The following is an 18,277-nucleotide window of genomic DNA, read 5'->3' as shown; positions in this document are numbered from 1 at the left end:
GTTAATGTTAATCGGTACTCCCTGATAATGTTGGAAGTGCATCCACTTGGGCTTGAGGGTAAGGTAGCAACTGCTTGTCCGCAGTAAAGGTCCTTCCATCATAGCTCAACTCGGAGAAATTGTCCAAACGGATCATATCGAAGTAACGAATACCCCATTCCATACCCAATTCGGCAAACTTTTCATCCATTACGTCATCTGAAGAAACCCCAGAGATTGAGGGCATATTGGCCCTAGCCCTGACCAGGTTCACGGCTTGATCAGCTGTCATACCTGAGCCAGATGCCCCTCGGGTCAATGCTTCGGCATACATCAACAAGACTTCCGCATAACGGATTACGATATAGTTTTTTCCTCCACCGTAATTGTTCCGTCCATCTGTCAACTGTACGGAAGGCAAATAGTGTTTACCACTTGCGAACAATGCCCTTGCATAATCGTTAAAGATATCGCCATCTCTTGTTGTGTTGTTCACAAATGATGGCAACGTTGCATAATTGGGATCTGTTTGAAGTTCTGCGATACCTCTGTCCGTGAAAATCACACTGGTTTCCAATCTTTGGGTCTCACCTCTGTCCAACATGAACTTGATAAATTTCATGCTGGGCTCATAAAATCCCCAACCGTCCGAGGCATTGGCTCTAGCGGGTGTCCAACCTTGTGGACCAAATGGTGCATACAAATGATAAAAGGTGTCTCCTGTACTGGAACCATAATCCGAAAACTGAAACTCCATCAAACTTTCATCGCTCAACTCTCCTGGTTTTTTGAACAAGCTATAAAAATCGGGGTACAAGGAAAATTTATTGGAATTGATGATCGCTGCACTGGCGTCGGCAACTCCTTGGTAGTCTTCCATTTCCAAATGAGCCATTGCCTTTAAGGCATAAGCAGTATAACGGGTTACCCCACCTGGAATATCGGTTCGTTCATTGGGCCTCATATTGGGCAACAATGGAATCACCTCATCCATTTGATCGGAAATGAACTGCATCACATCATTTTTGGACGCCGTCCCATCTGCAATCTCGGCATCTGGCTGGTTGGTCTGGATGATGAACACATCTCCCCAAACCCTGGCCAAGTTAAAGTGCAACCAGGCTCTCATCACCTTGATCTCGGCGATGTATTGGTCTCCTTTTGCCACATCTGTTTCAGTTGCAAAAGCCTGGAAATTCTCAATAAGACTGATTTCGGTGTTCAAACTAACGATATCCCCATAATGAAGGTTCCAAAGGGAATTGTACATCCAATACCCTTGATCGTAAACGAAATTATCCGTATCGGCAAAGGGTTGTTGGTCTCCCAAACCACCGGCATTCACATCATCACCACGAACGGATAGTAGCAAAGGCTCTTCCCAACCACGGGTTGCGAAAATATTATAGGCCCCCACCAACGCTTGAACCATGTCCTCGGTTGCTGAATAATCTAGGTCATCTGCGTTCAACTGACCTTCAATGTCATTGAATTTGTCATCGCACGACTGCACAAAAAGCACGGCCATCAAGACAAATACCAATTTATATACTGGGTTCATACTATTTTTCATTTCAATTTTTTTACAATTTAACATTAACACCGATTGTGTATATGGAAGGTACCGGATAGGTTTGACGGTCAACGCCATCAGAAACTTCAGGGTTGAAACCGTTGTAATTGAACAAGGTCAAAGGTCTTTCCGCAGTAAGGGTGAACTTAAAGTCAGGAGCATTGCCTTTCAATTTAGCACCCCTCAACGTGTAGGCCAATTGGATGTTCTGGATTCGGAAGAAATCCCCATCCTCTACCCAAAAATTGCTGAGTTTTTGGTTCCAACTGTCCCTTAGACCGGCAGAAGAAGGATAGCTGTTGCTGGTTCCCTCACCATGCCAACGGTTTTTGGCCAAATCGGCATCCATATTGGTATCGCTGGTAAAAATGATTTCTCCTCGTTTCCTGTTCAATATCTTGTTACCGCTTTGACCATAGAAATTCATGGTGAAGCCAAAATCTTTATAGTTGATCCCAATATTTCCACCGTAGGTGAACTTGGGCAAGAAAGATCCCAACACGGTCCTGTCTTCATCAGTAATAGATCCATCGCCATTTCTGTCCCTATAGATCAGATAACCAGGTTCAATATCCTGACCGTTGGCAATAGCGCTTTGCGCAACCGGATCTGCATCTATCTGGGCTTGGTTTTGGTAAACACCTGTAGTCTCGTAACCGTAGAAAGCGTACAAAGGCTCCCCTACAATGGTTCTTTGGCGAAACTCTGCCGAACCAGAATCAATATATCCCCTCTCATCCTCAATTTCCAAGGTTTCGTTCTTCACGGTAGTGAAGTTGGCGCCCACTGTATAGTTGAAATCGGGAGTGATGTCATTGGTCCAGTTCAATGCTACCTCCACACCAGAGTTACGGATCACACCGGAGTTCCTGCTCACTGTAACGTTTGCGATCGGAATGTAAACCGGCATAATGGCATTCTTGGTATCCCTAATGTAGTAATCGGCCTCCAAGGACAATCTGTTGTTGAAAGTTCTCATGTTGATACCGAAATCCGTTTCCTCCACTAACTCCCAAGTCAAATCGGTATAGGTACTGGTAGCGGTGATCCCGGTAACTGGGGTATCGCCTAAGTCCACGGTAGTGTTGGTAACTGTATTTGCTCCTGCACTGGCAGCTACGTTATCGTTACCCAAACGACCCCAGGCGGCCCTTAGCTTCAAGAAATCAAAAATATTGTTGTCCTTCATGAAAGGCTCTTGGGAAATCACCCAACCTGCCCCTACGGATGGGAAATAACCCCACTGGTCCTGTGTGAATTTAGAAGACCTATCCGCTCTAAAGGTTCCATATAATAGGTATCTATCTTTATAATTGTATGAGAGCCTGCTAAAATAAGATTGGCCATAAATCCTTCTATTTGCCTCTTCTACGTTATTGTTGAAGGAAAGGGGATCGGCAAAATCCAGATACCAAGAGGTATCATAATCTATACCTACAATATCACTACCAGTAGCCTCGAAACGGTTGGCGGCCTCATCCCTGTAGGAGGCACCTGCCATGAGCGTCACATTGTGATCATCGGCAAAAGTATCATTATAGGTGAGGATGTTATCCCAGATCTGGTTATAGTAGTTGTTCTGCTTCCTATTGATGGAAGATATCCGTTGATCACCAAATCCCATGTTATAGGGTAGGTTGGTATAGCGCTCTTCCAAAGCGGAAAAGTCCACATTGTAAGTTGTCTTGAAGGTCAACTTATCCTTGATCAAATCGGTTTGTAAATAAACGTTGGCTAACAGCTTTCTAATTTTTAACCTGTTGTCATTGTATTTCATATCAGGGAACGGGTTTTGGGTTCCCCTATACCCCAAAGCTTGGGCATTGGCGTACCGTATTGGGGTAGCGTCGGTATTCAAATCATCGTACACCGGGAGAATAGGTACCGCAAAATAGGCTTTAAACCAAGCGGAATCTTCCGGGGTGTACTGAGTGGCATTACTAAAAACCGTGTTGACACCAACCTTAACATTGTCCAAAACATCCACATCCAATTTAGATCTGATGTTGAACCTTTCATATTCGTTTTTCATGTCGAGCAACCCTTCTTGGGCGAAGTAGTTGGTACCCAACGAATAGGAAACATTATCTGTTCCCCCTGTTACGCTTAAACTATGGTTTTGTATCAAACCATCACGAATAATCTCATCGTACCAATCCGTATTCACATTAGGCACGTTTGGATTCACCCTGCTCCTGCCATATCGCTGCATGGCATTCAGCACGAATTGAACGTCCGCAGTAGAACCGGATTCCACGGCCATCGTCACAAACTGTTCGGCATTGGCCATTTTCAAAACATTTTGTGCACGCTGTATCCCAGTATACCCATTGTACTCAATCTGCGGTTTTCTATTCTTGCCACCAGATTTGGTTTCAATGATGATGACCCCGTTTGCAGCACGCACCCCATAAATCGCTGAAGATGAAGCATCTTTCAAAACGTTCATCGATTTAATATCGTTGGGGTTCAAAAAGTCGATGTTACTATAAAACATGCCGTCAACAACATATAAGATGTTGGTAGCATCAGAATAGGTGCCCAAACCTCGTATTCTCACGGTTGGTGAAGCACCCGGAGAGCCTGTGGTCACAATCTGGACCCCAGCTACTTTACCTTGTAATGATTGTACGGGGTTGGCAGAAGGTGTTTTTTCAATTTGCTCCGAATTTATGGTTACAATGGAACCCGTAAGGTCTGCTTTCTTCTGTGTACCATAACCAACGACCACCACTTCGTCCAGACTTTGAGTGTCCAATCTCATGTTGACTTCCATGACCGTTCGATTGTTCACAGGCACTTCTTGGGTTGTAAATCCGATGTAACTAAACACCAGAATCCCATCCCCAGGGACATTGTCCAATGTAAAGTTTCCGTCAAAATCGGTTTGGATACCTGTAGTAGTACCCTTTACGACAACATTGGTACCAGGCAACGGTTGACCCTGATCATCGAGCACCGTTCCCGAAATCGTTATCTTGTTTTGTGCGAAAAGTACCGCCTGAAACAACAAAAACGAGATTAGCAATAGTTTGCTTTTAATTTTCATAATTGTGCAAAAATAGAGTTAGATTTTTACTAAATTAATAAAGAGCTCGGTATCTGTATCGCCAAGGCATTACATAATAAATACATCATTAAAATACCTTCTGAAACCCCTTATTTCGCCGTATTTGCAGTAGTATGGCGGTTGAAGATGTAAAAAAAATTAACATAGTGATGTAGTAATGATGTAATCAGGCGGGAGCCCCATTAACAGTTGCAGAGAGCTTTCTCAACCTAAAAAGTGATCAGAAAGTTTGAAAGATTATCAGAACTATCTATTTCCAGCTTCTTTCTTAAACGATAACGATGTATTTCAACACCCCTCACCGAAATGGCCATCAGTGGTGCAATCTCCTTTGTGGAAAGATTCATTTTAAGATAAGCGCATAATTTAAGGTCCTTCGGCGTCAAGGTGGGATATGCTTTTAAGAGTCGCTCGAAGAAATCCTCATGAAGTTCCTTGAAATTTACCTCAAACCGTTTCCAATCTTCGGTATCTTCAATGGAGTTGTTCAATTTTTTGATGAATGCCCTGTAGCGCTGAGAATTTGAAAACTTGTCTTTGTTGACCAATAACATATTCTTGAGTTCCAGGATCATTTCGTTCTTTTTGGCAATATTCAAGGTAGTGCTGGCCAATTCGTTCTGCTTCAACCGCACTTCTTTTGCCAATTCCTCCTTTTCAAGTTTTGCCATCCGTTCACGCTGCTCCTTCTCCATTTGTTTTTGTAACTCCATATGCTTCCGCAATAATTTTTTGCGGTTGTAATGTCTGACCAAGTAGATCACCAACACAATGATTGCCGCATATAGCAATAAACTGGCCCAAGAAAAATACCAAGGTGGTGCTATTGAAAATTCCAGGACACTGGCCTCGGATAACTCGTTGTCCATACCCAGAGTGTATACTTTAAAAGTATAGTCGCCAAATGGTAGGTTCTGGAAATTGATGAAACCGTTCTCCGAATACTCGGAATATTGTTTGGGACCGCTCAATTCATAATAAAATTGAGGCGAGATATAAAGGGGCGATGCCACTTCTATAGTAAGGGATTGTGACCATCTGTTAGGGATCCCAATCTCTTGTGCGGATGCTGGATAGATCTTTTTTTGATCCTTCAATACAATAATATCCGGGGCGGGCAACTCTTGACCTGTGTACTGTTTTTCCAGTTTTGCATTGTTGATCTTGGCAAAGCCATCGGTAAGGGTAATGTAAGAGGTACTATCATTCACCTTGATCACATTTTGGGAATCGGGGGCCAACCTTTCTCTTAACGGAGCATCCGCTATTACCAAGCTATCTCCCTTCAAGTTGGTATGGATGATGGCCTTCTCATTATCCGAATCCACAAACCAATAATAATCCTCGTCATAGAATAAAAGCTCTTTATTCCTATAATACCTGAATTCCTCAAAAGGAACTATGGTGTCCCCTATTGAGTTATAACGGTACCAATTACCCTCACTATTGAGTACAATATGCGTTTTGATATTAAAAATCTTCACGTTATATGGACTAGGGGCACCTTCTCCATCAAATTGTTGGATGTTGCTTACATGATCATAACCATCGTCAAAATGGACCCTATAAAATCCCTTGTATGGGTGGGCCACCCATAATATTTTTGGGGTTTCAAAACACAATTGTTTCACAGGAAAATCCAAACCTTGAATCTTTTGGATCTGCCATTCGCCATTGTCAAGTTTTTCAAATTTTGCCAAACCGTTGTAGGTTCCCTGCATATAGGTAGCCTCGTGATCGGGAACTTTTATGATCTCATACCCTCCCGCAACCGTGCTCAACTGTTGGAACCCTTTTTCGGTTACCTTATAGGTTCCTGTGTTGTGCCCACAGATCAAATCACCTTCCAGTTCCACCAAATCCCAAACATGGTCCTGAGAACCGTTGACGAAACGCAAGATTCCCCCATCAAAATAAAATACGCCTGTGTTGCTCCCTAAGAAGAGCTTCCCTTTATAACTGGCCACATCATAGACCATGCCCAGCGTTCCTGAATAATCCGTATAATAGGTTATGGGATTATGAAGTTTTACACGAGCAATACCGTTATCCAGACCCAACCATAATTGATCGTTGAACTGCAAGATGGAAAGTACCGTATTGTTCTCCAGTCCTGTTTCACGATTAAGGACTTGGTAATCCTTTGTGACAACATCATAGATATAAATCCCGTTTTTGATGGAACCAAAACCAATTTGACCTTGTCCCAACATGGCAATTTTGTTCAATTGGTGCTGTTTGAGTTCATTGTTGATCTTGTCTTCCCACGGTTGCATTTTTAGCCCATCGAACAGATAACAGCCGTTCAGTTTGGTTCCCACAAGCAATTTCCCTTGAAAAACCACCATATCGGTTACTGTTTTTCCCAAAAGGGAATCCTGATCGGGAAGCGGCACCAATTCCTTATCCTTCACCTCAAATAATCCGAGGGAACCTCCGGCCACGATCAATTTGTCCTCGTATTCGATAATATCCGTCACCACATGGGGAGGATCTACCACTACAATCTTATCTCCCTTGTAACAATAGATTGCGGAGAAGGAACGGAAGAGCACGTTTCCATCCTTTGCAGGATAAATCTCCCAAAATTCCTCGCTTGTAAACGTGTGATCCTTTATTAAATGAGTAAGCGAGGTATATTCCAATCCCCCTATTGCATTCTTGGTCCAATAGCCGAACTCTTCGTATGATCCGGTATAAACCCGATCACCAATGCATTCAACCGAACGTATAATAGTGTTGTTGGGCAATTTGTTCAAGGTCCATTGCTCGCCATTGAAATGGAGCAATCCCTTATTATTAGCTACGAACAACTCGCCATTGGCATTGGCCGAAACATCCCAATTCTTACTAGCACCCTTATATTCTGACAACCTATAGTTATATATGGGCGGTAACAGATTCTGTCCAAAAATGTAAAAGGGAACAAAATAAAGTACTATCCTAAAAAGATTTTTGAGCATTATGTCCTGTTTAGCCTAAGGTCAAAGGTCTTTTGTTTCCCTTAAATTACAAAACTATCCACTTCCCAAATAATCGCAAATCAAAAGTATTCCATCCTTCCATCTGCCGCCTGTCACAAAATACTTTTAAAAGTTTGGCCTTTGTTAATCCAATTTGATGATCGTTGTCATGGAATTTACTTTTTCCTAATCCATTTTAACCGTTGGACAACCTGATTGTCTTTTTCATAATGTTTCTTGGTAAAACCTTAATCCCAATTGATTTTACATGATACTATTTTAGCCCCGAATGATTTTTTGCACAAACTAAAATTCCCTCAAAAACTGATAATTAAATACTTGTAAATCACAACCGAACTTTAACATGACATTTCAAAAATTATTTCGCCACGGGTGCCCCTGGCATAAAAAAAAGGTGGCCCCAACATTATGTGCCTTCATTTTGGGATTGACCTATATGGTCCTGCCCTATTCGCTTTCGGCACAGACCCCATCGGATGCATTGATGATGCCTTCCAAGAATGTCTGCGTACTCTTTTCTTATGACTTGGGTTCCTTTGATAGGTATTGGGAAGGTTCTAATCTCCGATCAAACGAAACCATTGCCACAGTAGACCAGAATATTATCTTGCCCATGGCCGCCATTGGGATTTTGGACAACCTCAATTTTTACATAAGTCTTCCCTATGTCAGCACCGAATCCTCTGAACCCAATGGGGGTAAATTCACAGGGGCACGGGGATTTCAGGATATTGGATTTGCCATAAAATACCGAGCCGTTCGGACAGAAGTGGGAAATGGCAGACTTTCCGCGTTGGCAACGGCAGGTTTTTCCACACCCATATCCAATTACCTTTCCGATTATAGGCCTTACAGTATTGGATCGGGTGCTCCCGAATTTTCATTGCGTGGGATAGGTCAATACCAATGGAACAACGGCTTTTATATCCGCGCTGCATTGGCCCATCTTTGGAGAGGGTATACCGAAGCGGAACGCGATTATTATTACAACAACGGGAGCTACTACACCGCTTGGATGGATGTGCCCAATGCGGTGACTTACGAAGGAATCCTAGGTAAATGGTTTTTCAATACGTCCTTGAAACTGGAGCTCAGCTACTTCAGCCTGAATTCGACCAGCGGGGATGACATCAGGGCCTACAATGCCGCCCAACCTACCAACAAAGTTGAGTCTGACAGGATTGGATTTTCTGCCCAATACTTTTTTAAATCGATAAAGGGATTGGGAGTAGTGGCCTATCACAACCGAATCGTAGATGGCCGAAATGCCCCAAAAATGAGTAACACCGGATTTGGGATCACCTACCAATTCAACGTAATCAAAAAACAAACCGATGAACAAGATGCGCAATAAAATACTAACCCTTATCTCGACCTTCGGCCTTGTCGTTTTGGTCTCTTGCGAAAAGGACACGCCAAGATACTTGCCCTATGAAGGGTATAGCTTTACGGAACTCAATGAAAATGGAGGGGATTGGACCCCAGTTTTGGAGGATTCCGGTGCTTCCATTGCAGTGGATGCACCCAATGCAACGGATTCTCAGGCCTATCAGGATGAGCTAGCTGAAGTGAAACAAGTTATGGACAACATGACCTCCGAGCAAAAGAAAGCGGTAAAGTATTGGACTAATAATCCTGCCATCCGTTGGAACGAGATTGCTTTGGAGCTTATCGCCAAATACAACCTTATCCCAGGTCCAAATGCAGATGGCTCCTATACGTTGCCCAATCAGGCCAATCCCGAAGGTCCACCGGCATTTCCCTTTGCTCACCCGCCATATGCGTGTAGGGCACTTGCCTATATCTCCGTAGCGCAATTTGATGGACTCATCACGGCATGGCACTATAAATATGAGTACAATCGAGCTGCTCCTTATCAATTGGATGAAGCTATTGACTATGCCTATGAGGAAAATGATATTCCCTCCTATCCTTCGGATGGTGCAGTGATTGCAAGGGCCTCAAGGAATATCTTAACGGCTATGTTTCCCCTTGAAGCCGAGTATCTCCAAGGATTGGAAGAAGAAAACTTGGAAAGCCTATTATTGTCGGGCGGTTATGTGAAGAGTGATATCGATGCAGGGCTTGTCATTGGGGATGCCGTTGCAACAACAGGCTTGGCTAGGGCTGCCAATGATGGAATGAAAAATGCTCAGACCCCAAAAGCTGTCTCGGATTCCATCAAGCAAGCTGCTTATGATCGATTCGGCTGGGCTTGGGACAATCTGGAGATTCCCGAACGTCCCGTAGGACTTACTCCTTTGTTCGGAAAAGTGACCATGTGGAGCATTGATGACGTGGAGAGCGTTCGACCTATAGCACCCCCACAATTGGATTCGCAAGAATTTTTGGATGATGTGGAGCTATTGAAGGACTTTGCCCGTAACATGACCGACGAACACCGAAGGATTGCCAATTTTTGGCAGGACGGATTGGGTACCTATACTCCACCCGGACATTGGAACCGTATTGCCAATGAAATGATTGTGGAGCACCAATTGAATCCGCTACAAACCACACGAACCTTGGCCTATATGAACATGGCTATCATGGATTCCGGAATCAGTTGTTGGGATGCCAAATACTATTACCATTATCCGCGACCCATCCAAATGATCGACAATTTTGAAACCATAGCGGGCACTCCGAACTTTCCAAGTTATACTTCAGGACACAGCGTATTTTCAGCAGCGGCATCCGAAGTATTGGCCTATATTTTTCCCGATGAGGCGGCCAAAGTGCGTGGATGGGCCGAGGAAGCAGCCATTTCTAGAGTGTATGGGGGCATTCACTGGAGTTTTGATGCCTTTGTGGGCACCGATCAAGGAAGGGAAGTCGCCCAATACACCATTGACCGAGCCAAAGCGGACGGAGCGGACAATTAAAATCTAAACTTGATGACTATTTATGGCCCTGAAGGTGAGATTCACCCTTGGGGCCTTAATCATTTTGGTGGGCGGTAATCGGTGTAACCAGTGGGTCTGTGTGGTACTCTTCATCACCAACAGGCTACCATGTTCCAACACCAACCCCACCTTTTCCTGGGTCTGTTTGTGTTTGAAGGCAAACTTTCGTTCCGCTCCAAAACTCATCGAGGCAATGGCCCCATTTTTCTTGAGCTCCTTTTCGGCATCACTATGCCAAGCCATCCCTTCTTCCCCGGAATGGTACAAATTCAATAGGCAAGAATTATAGGCCTCTCCCGTGAGCTCCTCAGACCGTTTTTTCAGCTCCAAAAGCTCCTTGGTCCATGGCAAGGCCTTCTTGGTGTTGTTGGAATAGGTGTAATCAAAAGGTTGATCGCCATACCAAGCCACCTTCCGTTTGGTTACGATGCGTTTGCCGAAAATCACGGCCACATCGTTCTCCCAAGCAATGGTCTCCATCAATTTTTGATAATACGCATTGGCATCCTCCAAATCCATAATGGTGCCGTAGTAGTTTACCGTACCGTCCTTTGGCAACCAATTGTAGTTGTGATCCACTTCATTGCTGAACAAATCCATCCTTCCATTTTTTAAACAATTCTTGCGAACAATGTCCGCAGGGCCTGTATCCCATTGCTATGGCTTCCCTTTCAGTGCCAAAGAAAACCCGGTTTTCCCTTTTCATCCGTTTTCCCGATTTGCATTTCAAGGTACCATAAATCTTCAACTTCCTGTTGCCCCCATATTGGATTATCCCCGTCTTGATTCCCTGTCGAACCTCCAAATCCGTTAGATTTTCATGCTCCATCATATCAAGTGGTGGCATCATGAAAAATGATTCCCAAGGTGTAGCGCTCCCCCCAATGCAGTTCACTGACTCCATGTTTCATGTTCATCCGGTAATAGCCATTTTTCCCTTGTACCGGTCTAAAATTTGTGGTAAAAAGCAGCACATCCCCTTTTTTAGGTTGCAACACTATGGCCTTGGATTGTGCCCTGGGCGTCTGCTGGGTAAGTACAAACTCCCCACCTGCGTAATCCACAGTAGGCTCGCTCAAAAATAGCACGGCCTGCATGGGAAAATAGACCTCACCATATAAATCTTGGTGCAAGGTGTTGAATCCTCTTTCTCCATATTTCAAGATCAAAGGTGTTGGTTTGGTTTGATGGTTCTGCCTACATTCCTTCAATAATTGTTGATGGGTTTTCGGAAAATGGGCATCAATTTTCAGGGCTTTCATCCAAAGGTTGGCAATAGGAGCCAAATGCGGATAAAGTTCCGTTCTTAAGGTTTGAATGATTTCCGGCAAGGGGTAATCAAAATACTTATACTCCCCGAGCCCAAACCGATAGCGCTCCATAGCCACTGTCTTTCTATACCCATCCGGCTTGTCATAGAGCTTTTTCAAATGCTCTACCTCTACATCGATCAAAAGGTTCGATATCAGCCCATACCCTTTGCTATGTAAACTTTCACCAATGGCATCCCAATCCAGGTGCCTGATGCTCTCTGAAATCCTATCCATTCTGTATCAACTTTTGATTATACCAATTAGGCTTCCATGTTGGCATCGGTCTGCGCGGCTTCCCAACCAATAATGGCCGTTTTTCGGGTATTGCCCCACATATACCCTCCAATCTTTCCAGTGGATTGGATCACTCGGTGGCAAGGGATCAAGAACGCTACAGGATTGTTCCCTATGGCTGTCCCTACGGCTCTCGAGGCATTCGGCTTTTCTATCTTTTGGGCAATATCACCATAGGTGACCAGACTTCCCATAGGAATCTTGAGCAAGGTTTCCCATACCTTCAATTGGAATGGAGTGCCGTTCAAATGCAGTTTGATCTGATCCAGTTTGCTCCAATCGTGCTGAAAGATGAACAAACCATCTTGCTGGTGCTTGTCCAACAATTGCTGGTAATGGGCATTCGGGAACCGGGATTTCAGTTCGTTGAAGGCGAGCTGTGCATCCTCCATAAAAGACATGTGGCAAATACCCTTTTCGGTAGAAGCCACTATCATTTTACCAAAAGGGCTTTCTGCAAAACTATAATTGATAAACAGATTTTCACCCCCATTTTTGAACTCCCCTGGGGTCATCCCCTCAATGCCCACAAAAAGATCGTGTAACCTGCCCGTGCCCGAAAATCCGGTATCCCATGCGACATCGGCCAAGGTGGTCCCTTTCTGTTTCAATAGCTGTTTGGCATGCTCCACACTGATGTACTGCATGAACTTTTTAGGGCTTACCCCTGCCCATTCGGTGAACAAACGTTGAAAATGATATGGGCTTACATGTATGGTCTCAGCAATCTCTCCCAAGGAGGGTTGCTCCTGAAAGTGCTCCTGAATAAACGCAATTGCCTTGGCAATCCGGTTGTAGTTGAATTCTGCTTGACTTGTCATGATCTATTTTGTTTGGAGCAAATGTAGGGGCGTATACTTGGGCTTAAAACCCGAATCTTGCGAACTTAATTCACCTCATCAACCCAACAATTTTTCCTGGCTTTTCTGCAAGATATCCGACACTCGTTGTTTAAGGGCTTCGGGTTCCAGAATGGTAGCATAATCGGCAAACATGAGGTACCAGCGGGCAAAACCATTGTTCATATCCATGGACATAAAGGTCATTTCTACCCCTTGATCCGTATTTTTTTCAGAAACAAAACCATAATACTTCCTTCCATTTCGGATGTATTTGGCAACGGTCTTGTCAACTAAGATCCTTACCTTGGTCTTTTGCACGTTCTCCCTTTTCTCTCGATGTTCGTCCAAAGTGCCATGCTCCAAGGCAAAAGGTTCATGGGTTCGTTTTATACGATGGATCCTATCCGTTCTAAAATGACGGTAATCCATCCGAAGGTGGCAATACCCTAGAATGTACCAATAGCCGTTCTCATGAAAAAGGCCCACAGGTTCTATCTTCCGTTCCGAAGGATCTTCTTCCCGAAGGGATTCATACCGCAAAAAAACCTGTTTCCGCTCCGCAATGCTCTCAAACAAGATCTCGAGGGCATCCGGTACCTCCTTGTTGAACAATTCCTGCCCTGGCACTATGGAAACCTGGTTTTCCAGTGCCTCTACCCAGTCCTTTTCCCTCCCCCTGAGCACGGATTTGAGTTTGAACATGGCCGATTCATAATACGCCCCGAGGGACTTGTCGGTGAACTTTTGCATCAACTTCTCCGCGGCCACAAAACTTCCAGCTTCTTCACGGGTGAACATGACAGGGGGTAAACGGTACCCTTCCATAATGGAATAACCAATGCCTGCCTCACTCGCAATGGGCACTCCGGAAGCCTCCAATGTCCTGATATCCCTGTAAATGGTACGAAGGCTCACTTCAAAACGGTCGGCCAATTCCTGGGCCTTTACAATCTTTTTGGACTGCAACTGAATCAAGATGGCGACAATCCTATCAAAACGTTTTACGGTATCCATTCCCATAATTGCATAGGCTATCTCCCAAAGATAGGACTTAAGCCCAAAGCCGGGAGATGATTTCCTTTTCATTTTTAAATGATTTTACATAGGACAATCCAATGTATGTCCTTTATTTTCAAGCAATATTACTTATGGCCAGTGACAACAGTTTGTCAAGAATATTTTTTTTGCCCTTCTTTTTTTTCTGTTGACACAGGGCTGTCACACCCCCCTTCTACCTTTGGTTCAAATTCTAAAATCCTTTAAATAAAACATCATGGAAAAAACAACAACAACACAGCAAACAATGGATCAAGTCATTTCACCTGCCCAATTATTGGAGCACTGGCAAGGACACCGGGGGTTGACCCGACGTGTGATCGAAGCTTTCCCAGAAAAAGAGTTCTTCAACCATAGTATTGGTGGCATGAGACCGTTTTCCGAAATGGTTTCCGAACTTTTGGCCATTGCAGTACCCGGACTTAGGGAAATTGTGGGTGGAAAAACCACTGAATTGGAGGAAAAGATCGATTTTGGAAACGATAAATCCAAAGTATTACAGCTATGGGACGAATCCACCGAAGAAATCAACCAGCTTTGGAGTCAACTCGGCTTGGAGCATTTTCAGGAGTATATCAAGCTCTTCGGACAGTATGAAGGTACCGTTCAGTCATCCATTTTCTACTTTATCGACAATGAGATCCATCACAGAGGGCAAGCTTATGTGTACCTACGTTCGCTGAACATTGAGCCACCATTTTTCTACGAGCGATAAAAGCAATGGCTATGAAGACCGTTTTAGTTTTTAAGACGTCGGTTTTGGGCAAAGGTCACGTTAAGACACTTAAACCCTTATTAAACCAATTGATCGACAAAAACGGACACTGGAATTTTGACCTGGAGGATTGCGATAACATTCTCCGGGTCGAAACCCAGCATGTGCGGGCACAAAACATATCAACCTTATTGGAAAAAAATGGCTTTAGTTGTGAGGAACTCCATTGAAAAAGCTACCCCAAGCACAAATGTTGAAAAAGAAAACGGCCAAAACCACCGATTAAGGGATTTTGACCGCGCACTTCGTTTTTGGACTATCAGACCCAGCCTTCAAAAAAAGTCGGCATCATGATCTTTTGGGTCAGATGCCCGCTTTTTGTTTCAATTCATTGAATTGGCCCAATAATTCATTATATCGGTCTTTCTCTTCCTGTCCGGGCTCTTTATCAGCCCCTGACAAAATATAGTACAAATAGGAGATTTGACCTACCATCATGGGTTGTGGATAGGCCCCTTCCTCATTTTTCAATTGTTTTAAAATGGTTTTGTAATGGTCTAGTTTGTCATCGCCTACTTTTGATTTTTCAAGTTCCTTGATTTTCTTTTCCAATTTGTCCTGGAGCATTTTGGCATCGGACAACAAATCAATCACTTCGAAAACTAATTGTTGTTGTTCCAAAATGTTGTCCAAGGTCACCCCATCCTCCTTCAATTTGGGGTCTATCAAAATCTCGAAGGGTTGTTCAAAAGTGGTGTCCCCCACCGTTAATTTTGCTTTGTACATTCCAGGAGGAACTACAGGTCCGCCTTTGTACCTTCTGTTCTTGTTTTTGTCCCAAGGCCCTTTTTGACGAAGGTCCCAAGCGAATCGGTTAATGCCTTTTTTGGTCTCCAGTTTTTTATCCAGATATACAAAGGTCATGTTCAGTCCCATGTCCTCAACCTCTTCCTTAGTTGACTTCAATTGGGTAGAATCACTAACAATGGAGGCTACTACCTTGTTTTGAACATCGAGGATATCCAACTGCACCCCGCTCTTCATATCGCTGGGCAAATAGTAATCGATGAGCACGCTGGTAGATGGGTAATCTGGGAAATCGCCTCCCCTTGGACTATCATAACGGATGGTATTGATCGGTTTGAAGAGCACTGCCGAATCCCCTAAATTGGCTATATTTTGGTCTTCCAAGGAAGTAATGTTGTCAATGATCCAAAAACCGCGACCCATGGTGCTCAAAATCAAGTCCCCACGGAACAAGATAATGTCGGTAATCGGCACTATGGGAAGGTTTTGCTGGAATTTCTTCCAAGTCTTCCCGTCATCAAAGGAAACGAACATGCCATATTCCGTACCGGCATACAACAATCCTTCACGAACGGGGTCTTCACGGAGTACACGAGCAAAATAATCAGAAGGAATACCATTGGAATCCGTGCTGATCAATTCCCAGCTTTCCCCATAATTGTCCGTTTTATAGAAATAGGGCTTGTTATCTCCAAGCAGGTGACGTTCCACAGCAATGTAGGCCTTTGCTGGGTTGAATTGGGAGGGTTCCACGGATTCTACCCTTCCACCTTTGGGCAGTTTTTTGGGTGTGACGTTCTTCCAAGTTTTGCCACCATCCTTAGTTACAGAAATGACGCCGTCATTGGAACCCGTCCAAATGGTGCCTTTGGCAATCTTGGATTCCCTGATGGAATACAAGGTGCTGTAATACTCTTCCCCAGTGATGTCCCTTGTGATGGGATTCCCTGAGATGACCTGTTTGTCCGATTCGTTGGCCGTAAGGTCTGGGGAAATGATCTCCCAATTTTTACCTCCGTTACTGGTCCTGTGCAGGAATTGGGACCCCATATACACCACTTCTGGGTCGAACGGCGACACATGGATGGGCGCTACCCTTTGAAAGCGATATTTTAAATCCTTCGGATTATGACCATAGATGTTGGAAGCCCCAATGGAGTATTCACGGTCGATCCCTGTTTTTTTGCTATACACACTGAAGCGCCCTTTACAATTGTTGTAGACCATATAGTGATTGCCGGGCATGGGGATCACGGGCCCGGTTTCGCACCCGCCCACGTTCAACATGATGGGTGTTCCGGGAGTGGTCGTTGCGCTGGGGGCCGTGCTAGGAATGGCAATGGTGGTATTGTCTTGCTGGGCACCATATACCCAATACGGATATTGGTCATCCACCGCTACTTGGTAGATTTCCGCCGTGGGTTGGTTAAACTGGGTGGACCAGGTTTTTCCTCCGTTATGTGAAATATTGGCACCCCCATCGTTACATTGGATCAACAAATCGGGATTGTTGGGGTTGAGCCAAATATCGTGGTTGTCACCGTGTGGCACGCTCATTTGTTTCCAAGTTTTACCACCATCGGTAGATTTTATCAATGGGTTGGCGTTGGAATAAATGATATCGGGATTGGTGGGATCCAACTCCAAATTGGTATAGTAAAAGGGTCGGTTCACCAAATCTTCATTGTCGGAAACATGGGTAAACGATTTGCCCTGATCCACGGATTTATATAGTCCCCTTTCTTTGTCCGGGGCTTCAATAACGGCATATAGGATTCTTGAATCCACTGGGGAAACGGCCAAATCTATTTTACCAATGAGGCCTTTGGGCAATCCTTCTTCCAGTTTCACCCAATCTTTTCCTCCATTCACGGATTTGTAGATACCACCGTCCTTGTTTTCACCACCGGAATCGATGGTCCATGGGGTTCTGCGTGCTTTCCATGCTGCAGCATACACCACATTGGGGTTGCCAGGAAGCAGCTCCAGATCGGCAAATCCTACCTCATCGGAAACAAACAATACCTTTTCCCAAGTCTTGCCACCATCCGTGGTCTTAAAAACACCCCTTTCAGGGTTGGATTTAAAAGCATTGCCAATAGCAGCTACCCAAACTATGTTGTTATTGGTCGGATCAATTTCTACGGCCCCAATTTGGCCCACGTTTTCTAATCCAATGTGTTCCCAAGTTTTTCCAGCATCAATGGACTTGTACATTCCTTTACCGGCAATGATGTTGCTTCGGATACCATCGGAACCCGTGCCCACATACACAATATTGGCATCGTTTTCGGCTACCTCAATGGCTCCTATGGATGGTGTATCAAAAAAGCCATCCGAAACATTGGACCATGAAGTTCCGTAATCCTCTGTTTTCCAAACTCCTCCACCGGATGCACCCAAATAAAAGGTGCCGGGTTCCAGAGCGGTTCCTGTTACCGTGGTAACACGACCTCCACGTGCTGGGCCAATGGTGCGGTATTGAAAAGCTTCAAAATCTTGCGCGAAGATTATGGTTGTCAGAAAAAAAGTAAAAAGGAATAGAGAAGAACGGTAGTTGATTTGCATGATTCAGTAGAATAGTTTGGTTTTTCCAAATCTACTGAATACTGTGGATAGGGCGGTCAATGTATACCACCTGCGGCGGATGAAAGTGAGCAGTGCAAATCAAGTGCACGAGATCGACTCATTTTGGTGCTGAAGTTAACGTTTATTTTTAATTTTTTTTCTCATTGATT

At 44.3% G+C, this 18,277-nt stretch carries 13 protein-coding genes; 4 read left to right on the top strand and 9 right to left on the bottom strand.

Features of this window, described 5'->3' with window-relative positions:
* Positions 1 to 7 precede the first annotated feature (7 nt).
* The 3 genes from GTK07_RS10875 to GTK07_RS10865 all read right to left on the bottom strand — a co-directional run bounded on the left by GTK07_RS10875 (position 8) and on the right by GTK07_RS10865 (position 7,585).
* The gene (locus GTK07_RS10875; RefSeq protein ID WP_163635277.1) at positions 8 to 1,552 is read right to left on the bottom strand and encodes a RagB/SusD family nutrient uptake outer membrane protein; all 1,545 of its coding nucleotides are present in this window, start codon (positions 1,550 to 1,552) and stop codon (positions 8 to 10) included.
* Between the two features lie 10 nt (positions 1,553 to 1,562).
* On the bottom strand, positions 1,563 to 4,601 hold the full coding sequence (locus GTK07_RS10870) for a SusC/RagA family TonB-linked outer membrane protein (protein WP_163635276.1): 3,039 nt from the start codon (positions 4,599 to 4,601) through the stop codon (positions 1,563 to 1,565).
* A 230-nt stretch (positions 4,602 to 4,831) separates the two neighbouring features.
* A complete protein-coding gene (locus GTK07_RS10865; protein WP_163635275.1) occupies positions 4,832 to 7,585 on the bottom strand; it encodes a helix-turn-helix and ligand-binding sensor domain-containing protein in 2,754 nt (917 codons plus the stop codon).
* Positions 7,586 to 8,000: 415 nt separating this feature from the next.
* On the opposite strand from GTK07_RS10865, the gene GTK07_RS10860 reads away from it, so the two are divergent.
* Together GTK07_RS10860 and GTK07_RS10855 are read left to right on the top strand one after the other, a co-directional pair.
* On the top strand, positions 8,001 to 8,960 hold the full coding sequence (locus GTK07_RS10860) for a transporter (RefSeq protein ID WP_163635274.1): 960 nt from the start codon (positions 8,001 to 8,003) through the stop codon (positions 8,958 to 8,960).
* Entirely contained in the window at positions 8,950 to 10,491 is a 1,542-nt protein-coding gene (locus tag GTK07_RS10855) for a vanadium-dependent haloperoxidase (RefSeq protein WP_163635273.1), read from the top strand. Before GTK07_RS10860 ends, GTK07_RS10855 begins: the two co-directional genes overlap by 11 nt.
* 3 nt (positions 10,492 to 10,494) lie before the next feature.
* On the opposite strand, the gene GTK07_RS10850 is transcribed toward GTK07_RS10855, so the two are convergent.
* The 5 genes from GTK07_RS10850 to GTK07_RS10830 form a co-directional block, all read right to left on the bottom strand.
* On the bottom strand, positions 10,495 to 11,112 hold the full coding sequence (locus GTK07_RS10850; protein ID WP_163635272.1) for an alpha-ketoglutarate-dependent dioxygenase AlkB family protein: 618 nt from the start codon (positions 11,110 to 11,112) through the stop codon (positions 10,495 to 10,497).
* Positions 11,093 to 11,362 (bottom strand): Ada metal-binding domain-containing protein, encoded by a 270-nt coding sequence (locus tag GTK07_RS10845; RefSeq protein ID WP_313790801.1) that lies wholly within the window; start codon positions 11,360 to 11,362, stop codon positions 11,093 to 11,095. The genes GTK07_RS10850 and GTK07_RS10845 overlap by 20 nt, the downstream gene beginning before the upstream one ends.
* Complete coding sequence (locus tag GTK07_RS10840; RefSeq protein WP_163635271.1) at positions 11,346 to 12,059, bottom strand: 2OG-Fe(II) oxygenase; 714 nt, start codon at positions 12,057 to 12,059, stop codon at positions 11,346 to 11,348. Before GTK07_RS10840 ends, GTK07_RS10845 begins: the two co-directional genes overlap by 17 nt.
* 26 nt (positions 12,060 to 12,085) lie before the next feature.
* Complete coding sequence (locus GTK07_RS10835; RefSeq protein WP_163635270.1) at positions 12,086 to 12,940, bottom strand: methylated-DNA--[protein]-cysteine S-methyltransferase; 855 nt, start codon at positions 12,938 to 12,940, stop codon at positions 12,086 to 12,088.
* A 78-nt stretch (positions 12,941 to 13,018) separates the two neighbouring features.
* Entirely contained in the window at positions 13,019 to 13,981 is a 963-nt protein-coding gene (locus GTK07_RS10830) for a helix-turn-helix transcriptional regulator (protein ID WP_203583785.1), read from the bottom strand.
* A 253-nt stretch (positions 13,982 to 14,234) separates the two neighbouring features.
* On the opposite strand from GTK07_RS10830, the gene GTK07_RS10825 reads away from it, so the two are divergent.
* Positions 14,235 to 14,732 carry a DinB family protein gene (locus GTK07_RS10825; RefSeq protein ID WP_163635268.1) on the top strand — a complete coding sequence of 166 codons (498 nt, stop codon included), beginning with the start codon at positions 14,235 to 14,237 and terminating at the stop codon, positions 14,730 to 14,732.
* Between the two features lie 11 nt (positions 14,733 to 14,743).
* Positions 14,744 to 14,962, top strand: coding sequence for a hypothetical protein (locus tag GTK07_RS10820; RefSeq protein WP_163635267.1), 219 nt, complete (start codon positions 14,744 to 14,746; stop codon positions 14,960 to 14,962).
* Positions 14,963 to 15,095: 133 nt separating this feature from the next.
* Here GTK07_RS10820 and GTK07_RS10815 read toward each other — a convergent pair whose 3' ends face one another.
* Positions 15,096 to 18,107, bottom strand: a complete 3,012-nt coding sequence (locus GTK07_RS10815; protein WP_163635266.1) for a VPS10 domain-containing protein — start codon at positions 18,105 to 18,107, stop codon at positions 15,096 to 15,098.
* Positions 18,108 to 18,277: the final 170 nt, after the last annotated feature.

Source organism: Flagellimonas sediminis (assembly GCF_010500845.1).
Lineage (GTDB): Bacteria > Bacteroidota > Bacteroidia > Flavobacteriales > Flavobacteriaceae > Flagellimonas > Flagellimonas sediminis.
This window is presented reverse-complemented; position numbering and strand designations above follow the sequence as displayed.